Below are 17,407 nucleotides of genomic sequence, written 5' to 3'. Positions count from 1 at the left end.
GGCGATGCGGGCGCGCTTACATGGCAGGTGGCTGCGAGGCCGTCGTCGCCACGCCCTCTCGCTCCACCTGATAAACCGCAAGCCGAAGGTTGGCATATTCGCACGTGCCACAGGTCGCCAGCACCTTCATGAGGATACCGTACTCCAAGTCTTTGTCTGCCTGGACGTTCACCCTGCCCGAGAACCGGATCCCGTACTGCCGCTCCGCCTCCTTGGCTCGCTGTGCATAAAGCTTCAACTTTTCGCCCAGCCTAGGTACGTACAGACCTTGCACTTGCGCCACGTTGGCCACAGTCTCCACCACTTCGTCGTTGACGACCACCGTCTCCTTGGAAACAATGACGTCCAGGGCTGTCTCGGGAACGTTCTCCACAGTGGACTTGGGCAGCGTCAGGTTTTCCGAGGGGTGAATCAGGCCACCTTCGGTTGAGTAGCTCTTAAGAAGGAACACCAGGATGATGGTGAACATGTCCATCAGCGAGGTGAGGTTGAGAAACCTCTTACCAGGATTGGTATCGTGCTTCTTGATGCGCGAGGGGATGTATGCCATGGCTTAGTCCTCAAGAAGAAAGGGGAACACTCACCGCACACCTGCCGCCAGCGCCACCTGTGGGAAGAGACTCACCGTGTGCCCCTCCACCTGGTAGGAACGCGCCGCATCCATGGTGGAGACCACCACCTGGTAGCGCACGCTCGGCTCCGCCTGAATGATCACCCGCTCGTCGTCTCTGAACCTCCCCTGCGCCTTGCTCTTGATTTCAGCCAGCACACTGGACAGACGGTCGAAATCATACACCTCCACCCCGTCGGCGCCGAGCTTCTTGGGAATGTACGGCCCGCCGTCGGCGGCCCGCAGCACGCCAAGGGCACTGGAGATGTAGAACCCACGGTCGGTGATAGTCACGGCCAGGTCAAGGGTCCGCTCCTCCTCGCGGGGCAAACCGGTCGTCCTATCAGAAGGCACTAAGGTGGCCGGAGGCAAATCCAGCTGGATTACCCCGATGCGCACAAAGGTCACCGTCGACAGAAGCAGGGGGATAAGCACCACCATCAAGTTCATGACCGGGAACAGATTGATCTCCACCTGCTCCGCAAAGGTGCGGCTGCTTCTGAGTGAAGGTCGAAATGCCATGCTATTGATTCCCTGTTATCAGGTTGATCAATTTGACCATGTGCTCATCGATTTCGTCGATGATCTTGGTAGTCTTGCTGTGCAACCATGTGTAGGCGACGATCGTGGGCACGGCAATGATCAGGCCGAACAAAGTGGTGTTCATCGCCACGGCGATACCGGCAGCCAGCAGACGCGCCTTCTCGGCGGGGTCGATGCCCGGCCCGGAGACGCTGCGAAAGGCGATGATTAGGCCGTAAACGGTGCCCATCAATCCCACAAGCGTGGCGACGTTAGCGATCATCGCCAAGTAGCCAGTCCGGTTCTGCAGCTTGGGGATGACCTCCAGGGTGCCTTCATCCACAGCGTTCTGGATGGACCGAAAGTCGACCGTCTCGCTCTCGCTCACCCTGCGCAAACCTGCCGATACCACCCGTGCCAGCGCCCTGTCCTTGGCAGCCTCGCACAACGCCAGAGCCTCTTTGTACTCGCCTGCCTTGACGCGCTTGCGTATCTCGCCCATGAACTTCTGCGCATCAATGTCGCTCTTGAGCTTGATGTAATAAGCGCGTTCGATAAAGATGGCTACCGCCACGGCGGCAATGAATAAAAGCACCCACATGAATACGTATCCTGCACTGCTGGGACTGAATCCACTGATTAATTCAGACATGAAACACCTCCTATCCCGTGAGACTTCTTTGTTCCTGCTGGCACCAACGCTTGAACCGCGAAGCAAGATTCGCTGGGCAGAGCTCCAGGCTACTTTTTCTTCGACAGGAGAAGCTCCTCCAATCGGCGGACGCGCTTCGCCGACTCCAACTCCTCTTGCAGGCCTCCCACTCCTGGCGGGAGTTGCCGTAGTTCACGGTCAAAGCTTCTGTCGATGAAGAGCGGCGTCTTGAATTCCGGCTTGATGCGCTTGGGCAAGATGGCCACATTCGGCTTTTCTACCACCGTGACGATGAGGATCGGGGGCAACACCTCTTCCTTCACCTCCGCCGGTGGCGCGGTCGGAGCTCTCTCCTGAGCTACTGCAGGGCCGGCTCTTCCAGCCGCCACGACAAAGATCGTCAACATCACACCACAGATCCTGCGCATGGCACCCTCTCACTATGGGATCTGCTCGCGTTTTTCGAGCAGCTGTCTCCTTTCCTCCTCCCCCAGAACCACCGGTCTCAGACTTTGCTTGGTCTGCGCCCAGTTGGGCAGGCTACGCCATTTTACCGTCACCTGTAGCCCCTCCACCTCGCCGTCTTCATCTTTCGCCTGGACAGCTACCACATTGGGACCGGTTTGGAGAAAATCCGTGACATCATGCACGTAGACACTGAGCGGCTTATCCGGTGGGTTCACCACTTGCGCTATGTAATGACCATTGACAAAGAGGTTGTAGGAGGCATCAGCCGCCAGATGCACCGAAGCGTTCACCGGCAGCCCCTCGACGATAAAGGTGCCGCGCAAGTAAGCGACTGGGCCCAGTCTATATTCCACGTCTGAGGATAAAACCTGTTTCAGCGTATCAAAATGCACCGCCACGGTCTCGGGTCGTACGCTCCAAAGGTAAAACCCTGTGGGCCTACCAGGCTCACGCGCTACCGCCACTATGGTCGGCACCGTCCAGCCCTCTTCATCAAAGCCCGGAGACGTCCATCCCTTAGCGTACTCGTGGTAAGCACGCCACCTCTGGTCTGTGGCCACCGAGTCGGCTACCACCACCAAGCCCACACGAGCGGCGTAGGTGTCAGGCGCAAACCGGGCCAAATGGAGCACCAGGTTCTTTGACCATACGTTGTCGATCCCAAGCGAGTCACAGACCCCTACCCCGGTTTCCAGTATTCGCAACAATCCTTCGTGCGCGGCGAAATAGTTGTCCTCGAAGGTGAGCATCGCATCGCGATACACCGGCTCTTGGCGCTCGCGATAAGCAGCTTCAAAGTCCACCTTTCGTTGTCTGGTCAGGGTGCACAGGCTATCCAAGCGTTCGACGTAGCTAAACAGGCCCCGCGTCAGCTTTTCTTCCGTGGTGGGCAAGCCTTCTCCATCAAACCCATGCGCCCGTGCGCGCTTGAGCGTCTCTTCATAGCCCGAGGTAAAGTTGACTGCAAACGCCGCGCCAAAGTCCAGAAGGTTGGCCATCTGATCGGCAAGCTCCACGAGGTCTTCACCCGCCTGGGTGACTTGGGCGCCCGTCTCGACAAGAGCAAGGTACTGGGCTTCTCGGTTACGGTAGTCATCCAAGACCTCGGTGGCAAGCGCAGCGAAATGGTCAGGCAGCAAATTGGACACGCGAATAACCGCACTTCTGGCTTGCTGGACCCACGCGTTGTCCACGCCCAACGAGACGCCCTCTTGCACGGTCTCTGCATAAGCCTCGACTGCCCCCTGGATCCATGGCTTGGCGGCCACCGTCAACACCTGCCGCCGGTATTCGACCGCCGATAGGAGGTCAAGCCCCAAAGGTAGAGGGGCTGCCAGAAGGCGCTCGGCTGCGGCCTTCTTCAACTCGGCAATGGTGTATAGGTTCTCACACACCTTCTCTTTGCACCGGCCCAGCCAGCGCTGCGCCACACGCAGCACACTGTCGCCTGCGGCTACCTGGGCCGAGTCAGCACCAGGCGGCACCGGGAGTTGGCGGCGATAGTTCTCAGCCAGGCGCGTCAACACGCTTAGCGAAGTGCGATACGAATCGACTGCACGCCGGTAAAGCTGGGCTGCAACATCCGCCACCTCGTTGCGGGCCACCACCTCCTCAGTGGGGTCCATCCGGGGAATCTCTTGCCAGGCGTAACTACGAGCAAACTCTTCGTAACAGTTCCCCACGCGAAACGTGGCTTCGTACAGCCGCACTGTTCCGAAACCGGCCACTCGTGTATAGTCTTTAACCAGCCGCAGGAGCAACTCCCGCTTCTCCTGTAGGGAGCGTTGCAGCCGGGCCTTGGGCAGGCGCAGCTCGATAGCAGCCAGCCGCGCAAAGTCCAGCTCCGCCAGGGCAAAAAGCGCCTCCGCAGCGTAAAAGTCATTGCCAGGGAGACCTTTGGCCTTGAGCTCGTCATGGCTGGCCACGGCCTTTCGGTATTCTACCGCTGCCTCCTCTCGATTGCCTTGCTCAGCAAAGTATTCACCCCTCCGATAGTAACTCTCCACCACCCGCGGTGAGGTCGGATACTTGGCCACAAACTCGCCGTACGACTCGCTGGCCTTCTGCCAGTCTCTCAGCTTCAGGTAGTACCCGGCAATATCATAGGCCAGGTCCTCAGCTTCACGCGCCTGGGGATACCGCTCCAAGAAAAGGCGGTTCACGCGGATAGCCTGACCCCAGTCCTCGCTTGCGGCAAAACAGACGCTGGCGTTAAACAGAGCGTCCTTGGCCTTTTCCGCATCCGGGTGCAAGGAAGCCAGCCGCTCGTACGTTAGCGCCGCGTTATAAAAGTCATTTACCTCCCGGTAGTCGAAAGCCAGGTTGTTGAGGGCGTCGAAGCGATAGGGGGAGGAAGGCCACCCCGCGAGGAGTTGCAGGTATGCATCAATTGCCCGGTTGAACTCCTGGGCCTTGTCAAACTCCAGCGCCGAGTTGAATAGGGCAAGGTCGCCGAATGGCACCTCCGGCACTTCAGTCACCACACGCCTAAACTCTTCTGCCGAACTGGCGTGCTCATCCGCTTCGGCGAGCAGTTCTGCGGCCAAGAAGATGGACTCGGCCAACCGCCTGCGCGCCTTGGAGACCAACTCCGGAGAAGGATTATCCTGGATGATGCGCTTGGCCACCACCTCGGCACTGGCAAAGTCCATCTTACCGAAGTAGCTCTCCATGAGGATGTAGCGCGCATCGGCCAGCTCTTCGCTCTCTGGAAAATGCTTGATCAGGGTCTTGAAGTACTTCAGCGCCTCCTTGAACTGGTTGTGGTTGTAGTACAATGCGCCGGCATTGACCAGCATGCGGGCCGTCTGGGGCTCATGGGGGAAGAGCATGATGTAGTTGTCATAGGCCTCGGCCAATCTCTGCTCGGTAGGCTGCAGAGGCGTGGGTGGGTGCACCAGACGCGCGTGGATGGTCGCGGCAGATTCTCTCTTCACCTCCTCCGCCCGGGAGACCGCACGGCTGGTTTCCGCCTCGGCTTCGGCCGCTGCCAGCTGTTCGCGGGCGGCTTCGCGCGCCAAAGCCACGGCATTTTCCGCCGCTTGCCGCTGATACCGCGAGTTCCAATACCGTTGGCTTATCTGGAGGTACTCCGCATAGGCAGCGGGATAATCGTGGAGCTGCGTATCCAGCGTCAGCGCCATATTCCAGTGAACACGAGGGGCGCTGCTATCCGCAGGGAATTTTTCCAAATACTTGCGGCTATCGCTGACGGCTTGCTCATAGAAATCGCGGTCACCAGTGGCCTCTCCTTGCTGGTAGAGAAAGGCGATGTTGTCCCGCAGCGCCGCTTCTGCCAACCGTCGTGCTTCAGACCGTGTCGCCTCGTCGGTGTTTTTTGCCCACCAGCTGCTCCCTTCGCCGTAAAGACTCACTAACTGATTGCGGCTCACATAGGCCATCGGTTCATCCTTGAGCAGCCGGTAGGCCTCGACGATACGGCTTTGCGCCACAGGCGCAAGAGGACTGTCCGGATACATGGCGAGGAGGAGGCGGTAGGCGTAGATCGCGTTCGCGTACTCCTCTTTCTCCTTGAGGTAGGCGTCACCCATGCGCTTCAAGATTTGGGCCCCGTATGAACGATGGCCGATTTCTTGTAGGTACTGCGCCGCTCTTGCTGGCCCACCGTAGTCCAGAAAACTTATGCCGATGTACTCGACGGCCTCGTCTCTCAAGGCGGGGTTGGTGAACACTCCCTGGGGGTCGAGCCGCATGTTGCGCTCGATATCGTCGGCCAGGAGGGTAAAATAGGAGACGGCTTGCGGAAATTGACTTAGCCGGTAGTGACTCCAGCCAAGGCGATAGAGCGCCTCGTCGTAACGGGGGCTGTCGCGGTACTGGAGGACGCGCTCATAGTATTGGATAGCCGTGTGAAGATCATTGCGCGGCGGACTAAAGTAGTACTCGCCGATGCGCAGCAGCGCGCTCGGCACGTAAGGACTCTCGGGGAATTCTTGAACCACCCGTTGGTAGACTGCCACCGCTGCAGTGTCCTGGCGCAAATCTTCCAGGATGAAGGCTCGGTTGTAGAGCGCATCATCCACATACTCGCTGTGCGGGAACCGCTCCACAACCGCCTGCAACAGGCCGAGCGGTTTGTCGAAATCCTTGCGAGGCTCAGTGGGCGGATTCGCTCTTTCCCCGCGGTCATATGCGGCCAGCTCCTCTTCGTATTGTCGCATTGCCGCAAGGTACTCCTCTTGCGCCTGCTCGAAGCATAGTTCCGCAAGGCGCATCATCACTTCATCGAGCACCCGGCTGTTGGGGTTTTGGGCGATGAAGAGTTCCGCATCGCGGATACCACGCTGGCGAAGCACAGCACGCTCGCGCTCTCGCGCTGCCAACCGGCTGGCGTACAGCTGGCGATAGGCCTGCAGTTCCTCAAGGGAATACGAGGCCAGCGTGCTGTCGCCAAACAGGCCACGGAACACCCGGGCGAGGGAATCCGCCGGCGTTTGCGCACACGCAGAGGCGAATACCGCCAGAGCCATTCCCGTTACGATGAAGGCCTTGACGAGCCAGGATCTGGGCTGCATGGGCATAAGCGTTACCCGGTTTAGTACGGTTGCCGTGGACGACTCCCCACGCGCGAGACACTCTCTTCGCGTTCGGTGGTATCAAAGTACGCGGTCTTGAAATAGTGAGCCCGCTGCTCGCGTTCTTGAGCCACCCTTTTCGCCTCTGCCTCCGCCTGGAGTTGGGCCACCTGCCGGTCGAGCTCGACCAAGTGGGCGTTCAGCGCCTGGCGGCGCGCCTCAAGTAAGGCATTCACCGCAGCAAGGCGCTCTGCATAGCTCTCCACCGCCTGCTCCTCCTCCTGCAGTGAAGAGTAGGCGATATCGCTCATCTCGAATCCCGCGCGATCAGCCCACTCCTGGAGCTGGGATCCAATTTGCTCCACCGGCTGACTTGCCACCCACGCGCGAAACCTGCTCAGGTCGTTCTGTAACGAGCGGAGGCGGCGCTCGATCAGTTCCAGCTCGAACTGCGCGGAGAAGGGGAGCGGCTTGTCGCCGTTTTGCAAGGTGCGCAGGCCCTCAAGGTTTGCGGCTACGCGGTTCCGCTCCGCCTCCAATTCCTGCACCACCGTGGCAATGGACTGCGCCCGGTAGCGCATCTCCATCTCTCGTGCCACTGCGGGGAAATCGAGCAAGTAGCTGGAATTAAGTGTCGCCGGCCTGGCATGGAGGTCGGCGAGGATCTCCAGCAGCCGGAACCTGCGCCCCTCCGCCTCTGCCGCTAGGTCTTCCCGGCCAGCGGCCTGCGCTTCGGCAATCAGCACACCCAGGGCTTCAATCTGATCCAGCAGGCCCTGAGTCTCATCTCGTAGGTCAGCGAGTAAACGCACGCCAAGATTGGAGCGATAGCGGACCGTGTCCAGCGTCTGCTGGATGGCCTTTCTCAGCCGCACTATTTCGGGGTAGGTGAGCAGGTCCCTGCGGTCGAGCGCCTCCCTTTCCAGGCGGTTGAGCGCCTGGACCTGAGCGATGAGCCGCTGCAACTCAGTCTGATACTGACCAGCCACCTCCACTGCCCCGCGCGCGTCTGCCACATAGCGATGTGCAGCCAGCGCCTGGTCTTTCTTGCCCAGGATGCGGTTACAGTGCGCCGCCAACACCAAGGCCTCATAGGAATACGGGGACGCGGGGAAATCGGCCACCAATCGCTGGCAGGTGGTAAGGGCCAACTCATAGTTGCCCTGCTTGAACGCAGCCCACGCCGCGGCGATCACACTCTTGTCCAGTTCCCTATACCCCGAGGAAATGCGGGCAAAGTACTCTTCAGCCCGGCTGTACTCGCCACGCTGGTATGCAATCAACCCTAAGCGCAGCAATGCGGCGTTCCGGATTTCTACCGCCCGCTGATCGGTCCAGGGAAGAGTGGCCTGATCCGCCAAGGAGGTGAACACTGGCACCGCCTCGGCATAGTTGTTCTGCGCAGCATAGATGACGCCGGTCAGAAGACGTGCATCCATCCAATGCGGGGAAGAGGGGGATACTTTGGCCAACGTGGCCAAAGCCTCATCAAAGCGTCCATCTCGAAACTGCGCCAACCCCGCCATCATGTAGCCTTTGTTGAGCTCTTGCGGGTGAGCGCGCTCGGCAGCCTCCTGCATCTTGTCAAAGTAGCGGTAGAAATCGGCTTTGCGCCCGTACACGGCGCTGATTTGCATGAGGCGCAGAAGCGATTCGGTGAAGTATGCGGAGGCGGGTTGCGTGTCGACGATCTCCTGGTAGCCGGACAGGGCGGCATCGAGATAACCCTGGGCGAAAAAGCACTCGCTGCGGTAGAAGATGACAGGGTCCAAGCCACGGTAGTACTGGCCGTAATGTTCTAGCACTGCAGCCAGCTGGAGTTCGGCGAGCACATAGTCACCTTGTGCATAGTTGGCGAGGGCATCTTTCACTTCGCGAGCCAGCATACGGTCGCGTTGCTTGTCGGTGGCAGTTTCAATGAGCGCCCGCTTTGCCACCAGGTAAGCGGCAAAGCGCGCCTCCAGGTCGGCCGTCCGCTCCCTCTCCCACTCTGCCAGAAACTCTGAGACCGTGAGCCCCGAGGCCGGTAAAGGTCCTTGGTAGCCCGCCAGGCGGACCATGCGCTGGTCGACTCTGTCCAGCAGCTCCCACTTAGTACGCAACAGGGTCTCCCGCACGATAGCCGCACTGTCCCCCTCAGGGACCACTATGGTGTCCAGCATGCGGAGGACCCTCACAAGGCTGTCAGCCTCGCTCAAGTAGGCCTGAACGACCCGTTGCGCCACGGGCGAAGGGGGACGGATCTGAGCAATGGCCGTGGCTATGTGCTCTTTCTGCTGGGCAATCTGTTGAAGAGCCTGCGGATTGCCGACGACGGCAGGCGTCCGCTCGAGACGCGCCAGTCGGTCGTACAGGGCCAAAAGGGAATCCACCTCGCGCGAGAAGTCTTTGACAAGCGCTCCAAGGTCAGTCGGAGTATACCCCACCTCGCTGTAGATCTTACGGTCCTCCAGAGCGGCGATAACCTCATCCCTGGTGCGCACCACCTCCTCCCATAGCTGCAAGTCCTCGCCGGACAAGGACCGCTCCAGGGCGCTCAGGTCGTCGTAAATGAGAAGCAGCTGCTGGATTTCGCGGGCATATGCAGCAGCTAAAGAATCGGCAGGACCGTACACTGTGGGGAAGACCAACGTCTGGGGGGGCTGACCCTCCTTAAGACGAGCCTCAGTCTCTTGGGAAACCAGCCTGATCAATTGAACGAGCTGCTTCTCTTTGGCAACAAGCCAGGTGAGGAAGCCCTCGCTCTGCCAGGCGACGTACTGGCGCAGCCGCTCTTGGAAGACCGAGGTGACCTCCTGGTCGTGGGGAGGTGAAAGCAGGGCGGCAAAAAGGCCCGACACAAGGCAGCCTATGCAGAACAGCAGAACGCCTCCCACCCTTTTCCACCTCTCGTGTCGCCTCGAAGACCTCATAGTTGCGCTCTCGTGCTCTGTTCTTGTGCAGCAAGGCATTTGCGGCCGCGGCGCCGCTTGCTGGTCTGCCGTATTATACGAACATTTTGGCACTATGTCAAGAGGAATTCCTCAGCGCAGGCCGCCGCTTCCGGCCCACTCGTGCCGGAAGGTGTCGGAAGGATGAAGATAGGGCGCTCTCAAGCACCTCCGTTCTGGCCAAGGGTGGCTACGACTTCGCCCTCGCCAGCGCGCTTTGCCACCTGCTTCTTGTCCCGAGGTGGCTCTGCCATATGGCAGCTCCCGTCGAAGAATGCGCCTTCGTCAATCACCAGCCTGGCGGTGCGCAGCTCGCCGCGGAAGTAGGCCTTCGACTCGAGCACCACCTTGCCCTTGGCAAGGATCTTCCCTTCCACATGGCCGCCAATTACTGCGTTGTTCACATTGATCTCCCCCTTGATTTCGCCATCCTTGCCGACCACCAGCGCCTCTGTGGCCGAGACGTTGCCGTTGACGCGACCGTCCACCCTAAGGCTGTTCACCACAGCAACGGAACCCTCGATCACCGTGCCCCGCCCGATAATGGTGCTCAGCTCCCCACTTTTGCCAAGTTCATCTCCTTCCTTCTTCCACGACATGCACACCTCTTTCCTCTACTCGACCTACCAGTTGCTCAGCTCAGTCTTTCAATGCCAAAAGATAGTCTCTGGGATCTACGGCTACCCCATCTTTCCAAATCTCAAAATGGAGGTGAGGGCCGGAACTTTCTCCGGAGCTCCCCAGGAGCGCGATATAGTCCCCCTTGCGGACGAAGTCGCGGGACGAGACCAACAGCTGTCGCGCGTGTCCGTACAGCGTGAAGAATCCACCGCCATGATACAGGAGCACCATGTTGCCCAAGTCGTGAGTCCAGCCAGCAAATGCCACTATGCCATCGGCTGCCGCGCGGATAGGCGTGCCGGCATCCGCCACCAGGTCAATGCCCGGGTGGGTCTTGCCTTTCTCGTCGGGCGTTTGACTGAAGCGGGCGCTCAGGTAGCCTTGCACCGGGAGAAGCGTCGGCAAGTTCCGTGCATAATCATGCGCCTTGCCCCCGGTGTCTTCAAAGAAAGCCATAGCCCGGTCGGTGCGCTCGGTTTGGGGGGGATACTCTGGCCCACCGGTGGCCACCTGCGGGCTACGGGTCATAGCCTCGCGCGCGGGGGCCCCGTGTGTGCCACCCTTCCTGGTCTCCACGCCGATACCCAGTGCCGCACGAATCTTGTTGTGCGACTCTTCCAGCGCCGCCAGCTCAGCGCTGAGCTGCGCAATGCGCGCGGTGCTTTCCTTCAGCTCCTGATTGGCCACGGTCAGTTTCTGATTCTCCCCGTGCACGACCGTGTAACGCCAGTAGCCCACAAAACCCAGAAGGACGTGGAACCCTAAGAGCACAGCCCCCACTTTCAGCCATTGCACGCGTCGGTTGCTGAGCGTAAAAGTGATGGGCTCGCCCTTGTCATCCGGCACAATAAGGACCGACACACTTCGTTTGTGGCGCTTGTGCTTTATCACGAACCTGCGCCCTCCTCCACTTGAGTTTGCGCGGCCCTACAGTGTGCGACAGATCAGGCCGATCAAACGGTCCAGGTCATCGTCCGAATAGTATTCGATCTCGATGATGCCCCTGCGCCCACGTGGCTTGATGTGCACCTGGGTAGCCAAGGCGTGGCGCAGCCGGTTCTCCATTTCCCGCACCTGGGGAGGAAGTTCCTTCTCCGGTACTTTCGGCAAGCGAGGCCCTTGCAAGGCCCCGCGCACCAACTCCTCCACCTTGCGCACAGAGAGGGCATGCTTGACCGTCTGTTGCCAGATGCGAATCTGGTCTTCGCTGTTGTTGAGAGCAAGCAGCGCCCGCGCGTGGCCCATGCTCAGCTCGCCATTTGCCAGGCTCTCTTGAATGCGGCGCGGCAGTTTGAGAAGCCGCAAGAAATTGGCTACCGTGGAGCGATCTTTGCCGACCTTCTGCGCTACCTCCTCCTGGGTCAGGTGGCACTCGTCGATGAGGCGCTGGTAGCCACGCGCCACCTCCAGGGGATTAAGATCCTCGCGGTGGATGTTCTCAATGATGGAAAGCTCCAGCATCTCCTCATCGCTCTGGACCTCGAGGACATAGGCCGGGATGGTGGGGAGGCCCAGCTCGCGCACCGCGCGGAGGCGGCGCTCCCCGGCGATGAGTTGATAGCGCCCATCAAACCGCCGCACAGTGATGGGTTGCACCAGCCCTTTCTCGGCAATGGAGGCTTTCAGCTCCTCCAGGGCCTGGGCGTCAAAGTGCTCGCGCGGCTGGAAAGGGTTCGGCAGCACGCTCTCCACGGCCACGTCCTGGATCGCTGCCACGCTTTGCTCATCTCCCGGAGGAATCTCCGGAATGAGCGCTCGCAGACCTTTGCCCAGCGCGGGTTTACGAGCCATTCTTGATGATCTCCTCGGCCAACTGCATATAGTTCTCGGCCCCCGTACAGATGGCATCGTAGAGGATGATCGGCTTGCCAAAACTCGGGGCCTCGCTCAACCGCACGTTGCGGTGGATGACCGTCGAGAACACCCGCCCCTCAAAATAGCGACGCACGTCTTCGGCCACCTGAAGGGAAAGGTTCAAGCGGCTGTCAAACATCGTCAATAGCACACCTTCTACTTTCAGATCGCTGTTCAGGTGCTTCTGCACCAAGCGCACCGTATTGAGAAGCTGCCCCAACCCTTCCAATGCATAGTATTCGCACTGAATTGGGATCAACACCGAGTCCGCTGCTGCCAGTGCGTTCAAGGTCAACAGACCCAGCGACGGAGGACAATCGATGAATACGAACCGGTACTTGGGCGCCAACTTTTCCAATGCGCGCCGCAGGCGGTGCTCCCGGGACATAGCCGAAACCAATTCCACCTCCGCACCCACAAGGTCGATCGAAGAGGGGACCAGGTCAAGATACTCCAACTCGGTTCGCACAATAACCGAGTTGATATCCATCCCGTCAATGAGCACGTTGTAGATGTTGGCTTCCGTCGAGCGCGGGTCGATGCCCAGGCCGCTGGTGCTGTTCGCCTGTGGGTCGATATCGATGAGCAGGGTCGGATACTCGGCCACGGCCAAGCACGCAGAAAGGTTGACCGCCGTCGTAGTCTTGCCGACCCCGCCTTTCTGGTTGGCTATGCCGATGACCTTGTGCCGTTTCACGACGCTCGCCCTCACTCCCGTAACCGGCGTTAATATAATCCATTGGCGAAAGAAAAGCAAGACAAAAGTTGCCCCGTGCACTCGCGCTTTTCTCTTGACAATTCGCACAGAAGATTGTAATTTCCGGCTGCGCGCAGAAATAGGTCAGTCCAGCTTCGGAGAACGACGACTATGAAGCTCCTGAACCGCCTTATTGTCTTTTTCATGCCCGCTGTGCCCCGGTTCATCGTCAAGCAGTTCGCCAAGCCGTACATTGCCGGCCCCACGCTCGCAGACGCCATTCGCGTGACCAAGACGCTCAACGCCCAGGGGATGTGCGCTACCCTGGACGTGCTCGGGGAAGACGTCACTCGCCGCGAAGAGGTGGCCTCAGCAGCTCAGGCCTATGTGCAGACTTTGCAGGCCATCGCCGACCACCAGCTGGACGCCAACGTCTCCCTCAAACTCACCCAGATGGGGCTAAAGCTCGACAAGGACCTGTGCTACCGCACAGTAGCTGGCATCCTTGAGGAAGCACGCCGCCACGGTAACTTTGTACGCATCGACATGGAGGACTCCTCCTGCACCTCCGATACTATTGACCTCTACCTGCGCCTACGCGAACACTATGACAATGTTGGCATCGTGCTTCAAGCTTACTTACGCCGCACCCTGGCGGATGCGGAACGCCTCATCGGGCACAAGGCCAATTTTCGGCTGTGCAAAGGCATCTACGTGGAACCGCACCAGATCGCGTGGAAGGACCCTGAGATTGTCAACTACAACTTTGCCTACTTGGCGGAGCTCATGCTGCGCAACGGCTGTTACGTGGGCATCGCCACGCACGACGAGCGCCTGGTCTGGCACGCGCTGCGCATCATTCACACCCTTGGCCTGCGCCGCGATCAGTACGAGTTCCAGATGCTCCTGGGCGTAAAAGAAGACCTCCGCAGCATCCTGGTCAGTGATGGCCATCGCTTGCGTGTGTACGTGCCGTATGGTAAACACTGGTACGCGTATTCGACGCGCCGGCTCCGAGAGAATCCCCAGATAGCCGGGTATATCGTGAAAAGTCTGTTCCGGCGGTAGCATGCGGTGAAAGTCACGGCGAACAAAATCAAAGGAGGGTCTCCTTATGTCGTCCTCAAGCCTGCGCATTCTAGGCATAGCGCTCATAGCCGGGGGCGTGGTTCTTCTGTTGGCCGCCACTAAGCTATTCAGCATCAGCGCTCTCTGGCCCCTGATTCCGTTGACCATCGGCGTCGCTATGGCTGCCGCCTATTTCACCGGCCCGCGCAGCCCCTCTCTTCTTCTGGGAGGCATCATGGTGGGCCTGGCCAGCCTGCTTTTCCTCTACTGCGCACTGCTCGGGTGGGACAAGATGGCCCAGCTCTGGCCTCTGTTCCTTGCCGCTCCTGGGGGCGCGTTCCTTGTCTTGTATGCGCTTACCCGTGAATCCAACAGCCTGTCCGTGGCCATCATGCTCATCATCGCGGCGGCGCTCTTCATGGTCTTGAATCAACTCTTGGGCAGATTCTGGGGTGTGGTCCTGGTGCTGGTGGGCGTCATCCTTTTTGCCCTTTCCGCGCTTCGCAAATCGTAAGGCTGGCAGCACTATAATCACGGTGACGGACCACCCTTACGGTGGCGAAACCATGGACGCGACTACTTCAGAGAGCTTGGGACAAGGAGGGATGTACGCTGTGAAGAAGAGGGTTGCCAAGAAGATTCTCAAGTACAAGGACCGCCTTCACTACACGCCGAAGCAAATAAGGACGGCGGAGCACACGCTGGCCCGACGGAAACTGCCCGCCGCTCAAAACGGTGAGGTCCAGCAGGCGCAAGGAGAGTAGACAGAACCTTTGAAGCGTTCGGGCGCTGAGGGCGTTCTATGTAGGCCGGACCGGCCGCCAATGAGAGAGGGAATGCCGACATGAAGCGTATGGCCATTGCTTTCTGCATCACCGTGCTGACTGTACAGGGGCTGGTGCTAGGCGGACCTGACCAGTGGCAGCCAATGCCCAAGTTCGCGATAGAAAACGGACCGCTCACCCTTCAGCGTCCAGTACAACCGGGCACCTATTGCGAGGCAGTGGGACGCAAGGCCGCCCTCCTCGGCCATGAGGAGGGGATCTTTGAGGCGTGGGTCTACCCCTTCAAGGTACTCCATGGGTTGCAGCTTGCTGTGCTTATGGAGGGACAGGCTTACCCCTTCGACGCCACGCGCATTGCCCGCACCATCACAGTAAGGCCTGAGGCACTGACCATCGTATATTCGGACCCGTCTTTCACGCTGCGCCAGACCTGCTTTACGCCTCTGGAGGAACCCGGGATCGTCATCCTATTGGACGTGGAGACACAAAGCCCCCTTTCGTTGGTGGTCAGCTTTTTCCCGGACCTGAATCCGATGTGGCCCGGCGGCATGGGGGGCCAATTCTGCTACTGGGACGAGGAAAACCAGCTTTACGTCATCTCAGAAAGCAGGTTTAAGTACTCGGCGGCAATCGGCTCGCCGTATGGGCGACGCTTGTCCTCGCCGCCGGCGCACGAGCTGGCGACCAGCCCGATGCGCTTCCTCCTGCACGTGGAACCAGGGGAGAGTGCGCGCTACTTTTTGCCTATCGTCATCGCGGGAAGCACCACGCCTGGCCTCGAAGGGCTGAGGGCCACGTATAGGCGTCTGCTCGTCCACGCCGAGGAGCTTCTGGCGGACACACGCGCGCACTACGACCGTTTGCAGCGTGACTTTCTGGCGCTGAACCTGCCTGACCCAGAACTGGAATTGGCCTTCAATTGGGCGCGCGTCGCGTTGGACAAAGGACTTGTTGACAATCCGCACTTGGGTCGAGGCTTGGTTGCTGGGTATGGCACCTCCGGGGTGGGTCGGCGCCCCGGTTTCGCCTGGTTCTTCGGTGGCGACGCGTTCATGAACTCCATGGCCATGAATGCGTATGGCGACTTTGCCACTGTGCGCGAGGCGTTCCGCTTTCTGCAGCGCCGGCAGCGGGCCGATGGCAAGATGATGCACGAGCTCTCGCAAGCCGGCGGCCTGCTACCCTGGTTTGAAGAGTACCCATACGGCTACATCCATGGCGACATCACCCCTTTCTACATTGTGCAGATGGCAGACTACCTGCGCGCCAGTGGCGACATAGCCTTTGTGCGCGCTAGTTGGGAGTCGCTCCTCAAGGCCTACCACTGGTGCCTGGGGTGCGACGAAGACGGCGACGGGCTAATGGACAACAGCAAGGCCGGTCTGGGCGCCGCTGAGCTAGGCTCTCTGCGACAGAACATTCGCACCGACATCTACGTCGCGGGGCTTTGGGTACAGGCCCTCCGGTCGCTGGAGTCCATGGCTCAAGCCCTGGGCAAGGGAACTGTGGCCAGGGACACTCGCACCAGGTACGCCCGTGCCCTCAGCGCCTTGCAGACCAGCTTCGCCAATCCGGAGAAAGGCCTCATTAACTTCGCCCTGGCAAAGGAGGGCGGAGTCAACGACGAGGTCACGAGCTGGCCGGCGGTGCCACTTCTCTTCGGCCTCTTTCCCCCGGCGCAAGCTGCCCCCATGCTAGACCGATTTGCCTCCGCGGAGCTGAGCACCGACTGGGGGACTCGCATGCTTTCCAACCAGAGCGCCGCCTACGAGCCGCTCAGCTACAACAACGGCGCGGTCTGGCCATTTCTTACCGGCTATGTGAGCATGGCCGAGTACCGTTACGGCCGGAGCGTCTCCGGCTTCCTGCATCTGATGGACATCGCCCGACTTACTACCGCCGATGCGCTCGGTTACCACACTGAGCTTCTCGCCGGCGACCGCTATCGTGCCCTTGACACCTCAGTACCCCACCAGCTCTTCGGGGCCTCGCAATTCGTGCACGCCCTCGTGCGCGGTATGCTTGGCCTGCAGGGCGACGCGCTGCAGCGGGTGGTCCAATTCAGCCCCCAGGTCCCCAGTACGTGGAAGCAGTTCGAGGTAAACAACTACCGGCTTGGCGACCACCTCTTCCATTTCCGTTACATGCGCACCCATAGCGGCCTGCGCATCGAGTGCCGCCACGAGGGGCAAGGCCAGTTCCAGTTCACCTGCGCCCCATTCTTGCCACACGGTTCCACGGTCCACCAAGTGCGCGTCAACGGCCTGGCGACTCCGTTTACCGCGAGCGACTCCCTGGGGCCGGTCCACTGTTCAGTAAAGCTGCCGTTGGAGACCGCAGCAGTCGTGGAGATCGATTATACCGCCGGATTGAGCCTCGTCCCGCCCGTGCCCTCGCCGCACGTCGGCGACCCGCCCCAGGGGTTGAAGCTGATCCGTCATTCATCGCAAAACGATTGGCACATCCTGACTCTGGAGGGACGCGGAGCGCGCCAGTACGAGCTGCTTCTCCACAGCGAGCGGCCAATCACTGAAGCACAGGGCTTGACCCTGGAGCGGCGCGGCGACGGGTTGTATGCAGCCCGACTGCAGCTGGAAGCCCCCTCCGACCAGTATGTACGGCATGAGGTCAAGGTGCGTCTCCAATGAGACGAGCCAGGAGAAAC

Annotated in this window: 14 protein-coding genes; 4 read left to right on the top strand and 10 right to left on the bottom strand. The window is 60.0% G+C overall.

All coding sequences use genetic code 11. From position 1 onward, the window contains the following. Positions 1–16: 16 nt before the first annotated feature. From ONB25_03630 to ONB25_03585, 10 genes are all read right to left on the bottom strand, one after another. On the bottom strand, positions 17–550 hold the full coding sequence (locus ONB25_03630; protein MDZ7391979.1) for a biopolymer transporter ExbD: 534 nt from the start codon (positions 548–550) through the stop codon (positions 17–19). Between the two features lie 30 nt (positions 551–580). Then, positions 581–1,132: a biopolymer transporter ExbD gene (locus ONB25_03625; GenBank protein ID MDZ7391978.1), complete on the bottom strand. Its 552-nt coding sequence runs from the start codon at positions 1,130–1,132 to the stop codon at positions 581–583. A gap of 1 nt (position 1,133) precedes the next feature. Next, the gene (locus ONB25_03620) at positions 1,134–1,784 is read right to left on the bottom strand and encodes a MotA/TolQ/ExbB proton channel family protein (protein ID MDZ7391977.1); all 651 of its coding nucleotides are present in this window, start codon (positions 1,782–1,784) and stop codon (positions 1,134–1,136) included. Positions 1,785–1,873: 89 nt separating this feature from the next. After that, entirely contained in the window at positions 1,874–2,212 is a 339-nt protein-coding gene (locus ONB25_03615; protein ID MDZ7391976.1) for a hypothetical protein, read from the bottom strand. Between the two features lie 12 nt (positions 2,213–2,224). Next, entirely contained in the window at positions 2,225–6,787 is a 4,563-nt protein-coding gene (locus tag ONB25_03610) for a tetratricopeptide repeat protein (GenBank protein MDZ7391975.1), read from the bottom strand. Positions 6,788–6,807: 20 nt separating this feature from the next. Beyond that, a complete protein-coding gene (locus ONB25_03605) occupies positions 6,808–9,663 on the bottom strand; it encodes a tetratricopeptide repeat protein (protein MDZ7391974.1) in 2,856 nt (951 codons plus the stop codon). A 215-nt stretch (positions 9,664–9,878) separates the two neighbouring features. Further along, positions 9,879–10,316 carry a polymer-forming cytoskeletal protein gene (locus ONB25_03600; protein MDZ7391973.1) on the bottom strand — a complete coding sequence of 146 codons (438 nt, stop codon included), beginning with the start codon at positions 10,314–10,316 and terminating at the stop codon, positions 9,879–9,881. Positions 10,317–10,356: 40 nt separating this feature from the next. Beyond that, positions 10,357–11,229 (bottom strand): peptidoglycan DD-metalloendopeptidase family protein, encoded by an 873-nt coding sequence (locus ONB25_03595; GenBank protein ID MDZ7391972.1) that lies wholly within the window; start codon positions 11,227–11,229, stop codon positions 10,357–10,359. 36 nt (positions 11,230–11,265) lie between these two features. After that, a complete protein-coding gene (locus tag ONB25_03590) occupies positions 11,266–12,129 on the bottom strand; it encodes a ParB/RepB/Spo0J family partition protein (GenBank protein MDZ7391971.1) in 864 nt (287 codons plus the stop codon). Then, positions 12,119–12,889 (bottom strand): AAA family ATPase, encoded by a 771-nt coding sequence (locus ONB25_03585; GenBank protein MDZ7391970.1) that lies wholly within the window; start codon positions 12,887–12,889, stop codon positions 12,119–12,121. The genes ONB25_03590 and ONB25_03585 overlap by 11 nt, the downstream gene beginning before the upstream one ends. A 171-nt stretch (positions 12,890–13,060) precedes the next feature. Here ONB25_03585 and ONB25_03580 point away from each other — a divergent pair, with 171 nt between their 5' ends. From ONB25_03580 to ONB25_03565, 4 genes are all read left to right on the top strand, one after another. Then, positions 13,061–13,957 carry a proline dehydrogenase family protein gene (locus ONB25_03580; protein MDZ7391969.1) on the top strand — a complete coding sequence of 299 codons (897 nt, stop codon included), beginning with the start codon at positions 13,061–13,063 and terminating at the stop codon, positions 13,955–13,957. A gap of 46 nt (positions 13,958–14,003) precedes the next feature. After that, positions 14,004–14,471: a hypothetical protein gene (locus tag ONB25_03575; protein MDZ7391968.1), complete on the top strand. Its 468-nt coding sequence runs from the start codon at positions 14,004–14,006 to the stop codon at positions 14,469–14,471. 100 nt (positions 14,472–14,571) lie between these two features. Then, on the top strand, positions 14,572–14,721 hold the full coding sequence (locus tag ONB25_03570) for a hypothetical protein (protein ID MDZ7391967.1): 150 nt from the start codon (positions 14,572–14,574) through the stop codon (positions 14,719–14,721). 80 nt (positions 14,722–14,801) lie between these two features. After that, the gene (locus tag ONB25_03565; GenBank protein MDZ7391966.1) at positions 14,802–17,390 is read left to right on the top strand and encodes a GH116 family glycosyl hydrolase; all 2,589 of its coding nucleotides are present in this window, start codon (positions 14,802–14,804) and stop codon (positions 17,388–17,390) included. The last annotated feature ends 17 nt before the right edge of the window (positions 17,391–17,407 follow it).

The sequence above is a fragment of the candidate division KSB1 bacterium genome, from assembly GCA_034506335.1.
In the GTDB taxonomy this organism is placed as follows: Bacteria; Zhuqueibacterota; Zhuqueibacteria; order JANLFK01; family Oleimicrobiaceae; genus Oleimicrobium.
The sequence above is the reverse complement of the archived record's forward strand: the minus strand, read 5'-3'. Positions and strand labels throughout refer to the sequence as shown.

Excerpts from the sequence above, each read along its gene's own strand:
- ONB25_03630 (MDZ7391979.1), bottom strand. The coding sequence starts at position 550 with ATGGCATACATCCCCTCGCGCATCAAGAAGCACGATACCAATCCTGGT.
- ONB25_03625 (MDZ7391978.1), bottom strand. The coding sequence starts at position 1,132 with ATGGCATTTCGACCTTCACTCAGAAGCAGCCGCACCTTTGCGGAGCAG.
- ONB25_03620 (MDZ7391977.1), bottom strand. The coding sequence starts at position 1,784 with ATGTCTGAATTAATCAGTGGATTCAGTCCCAGCAGTGCAGGATACGTA.
- ONB25_03615 (MDZ7391976.1), bottom strand. The coding sequence starts at position 2,212 with ATGCGCAGGATCTGTGGTGTGATGTTGACGATCTTTGTCGTGGCGGCT.
- ONB25_03610 (MDZ7391975.1), bottom strand. The coding sequence starts at position 6,787 with ATGCAGCCCAGATCCTGGCTCGTCAAGGCCTTCATCGTAACGGGAATG.
- ONB25_03600 (MDZ7391973.1), bottom strand. The coding sequence starts at position 10,316 with ATGTCGTGGAAGAAGGAAGGAGATGAACTTGGCAAAAGTGGGGAGCTG.
- ONB25_03590 (MDZ7391971.1), bottom strand. The coding sequence starts at position 12,129 with ATGGCTCGTAAACCCGCGCTGGGCAAAGGTCTGCGAGCGCTCATTCCG.
- ONB25_03580 (MDZ7391969.1), top strand. The coding sequence starts at position 13,061 with ATGAAGCTCCTGAACCGCCTTATTGTCTTTTTCATGCCCGCTGTGCCC.
- ONB25_03575 (MDZ7391968.1), top strand. The coding sequence starts at position 14,004 with ATGTCGTCCTCAAGCCTGCGCATTCTAGGCATAGCGCTCATAGCCGGG.
- ONB25_03565 (MDZ7391966.1), top strand. The coding sequence starts at position 14,802 with ATGAAGCGTATGGCCATTGCTTTCTGCATCACCGTGCTGACTGTACAG.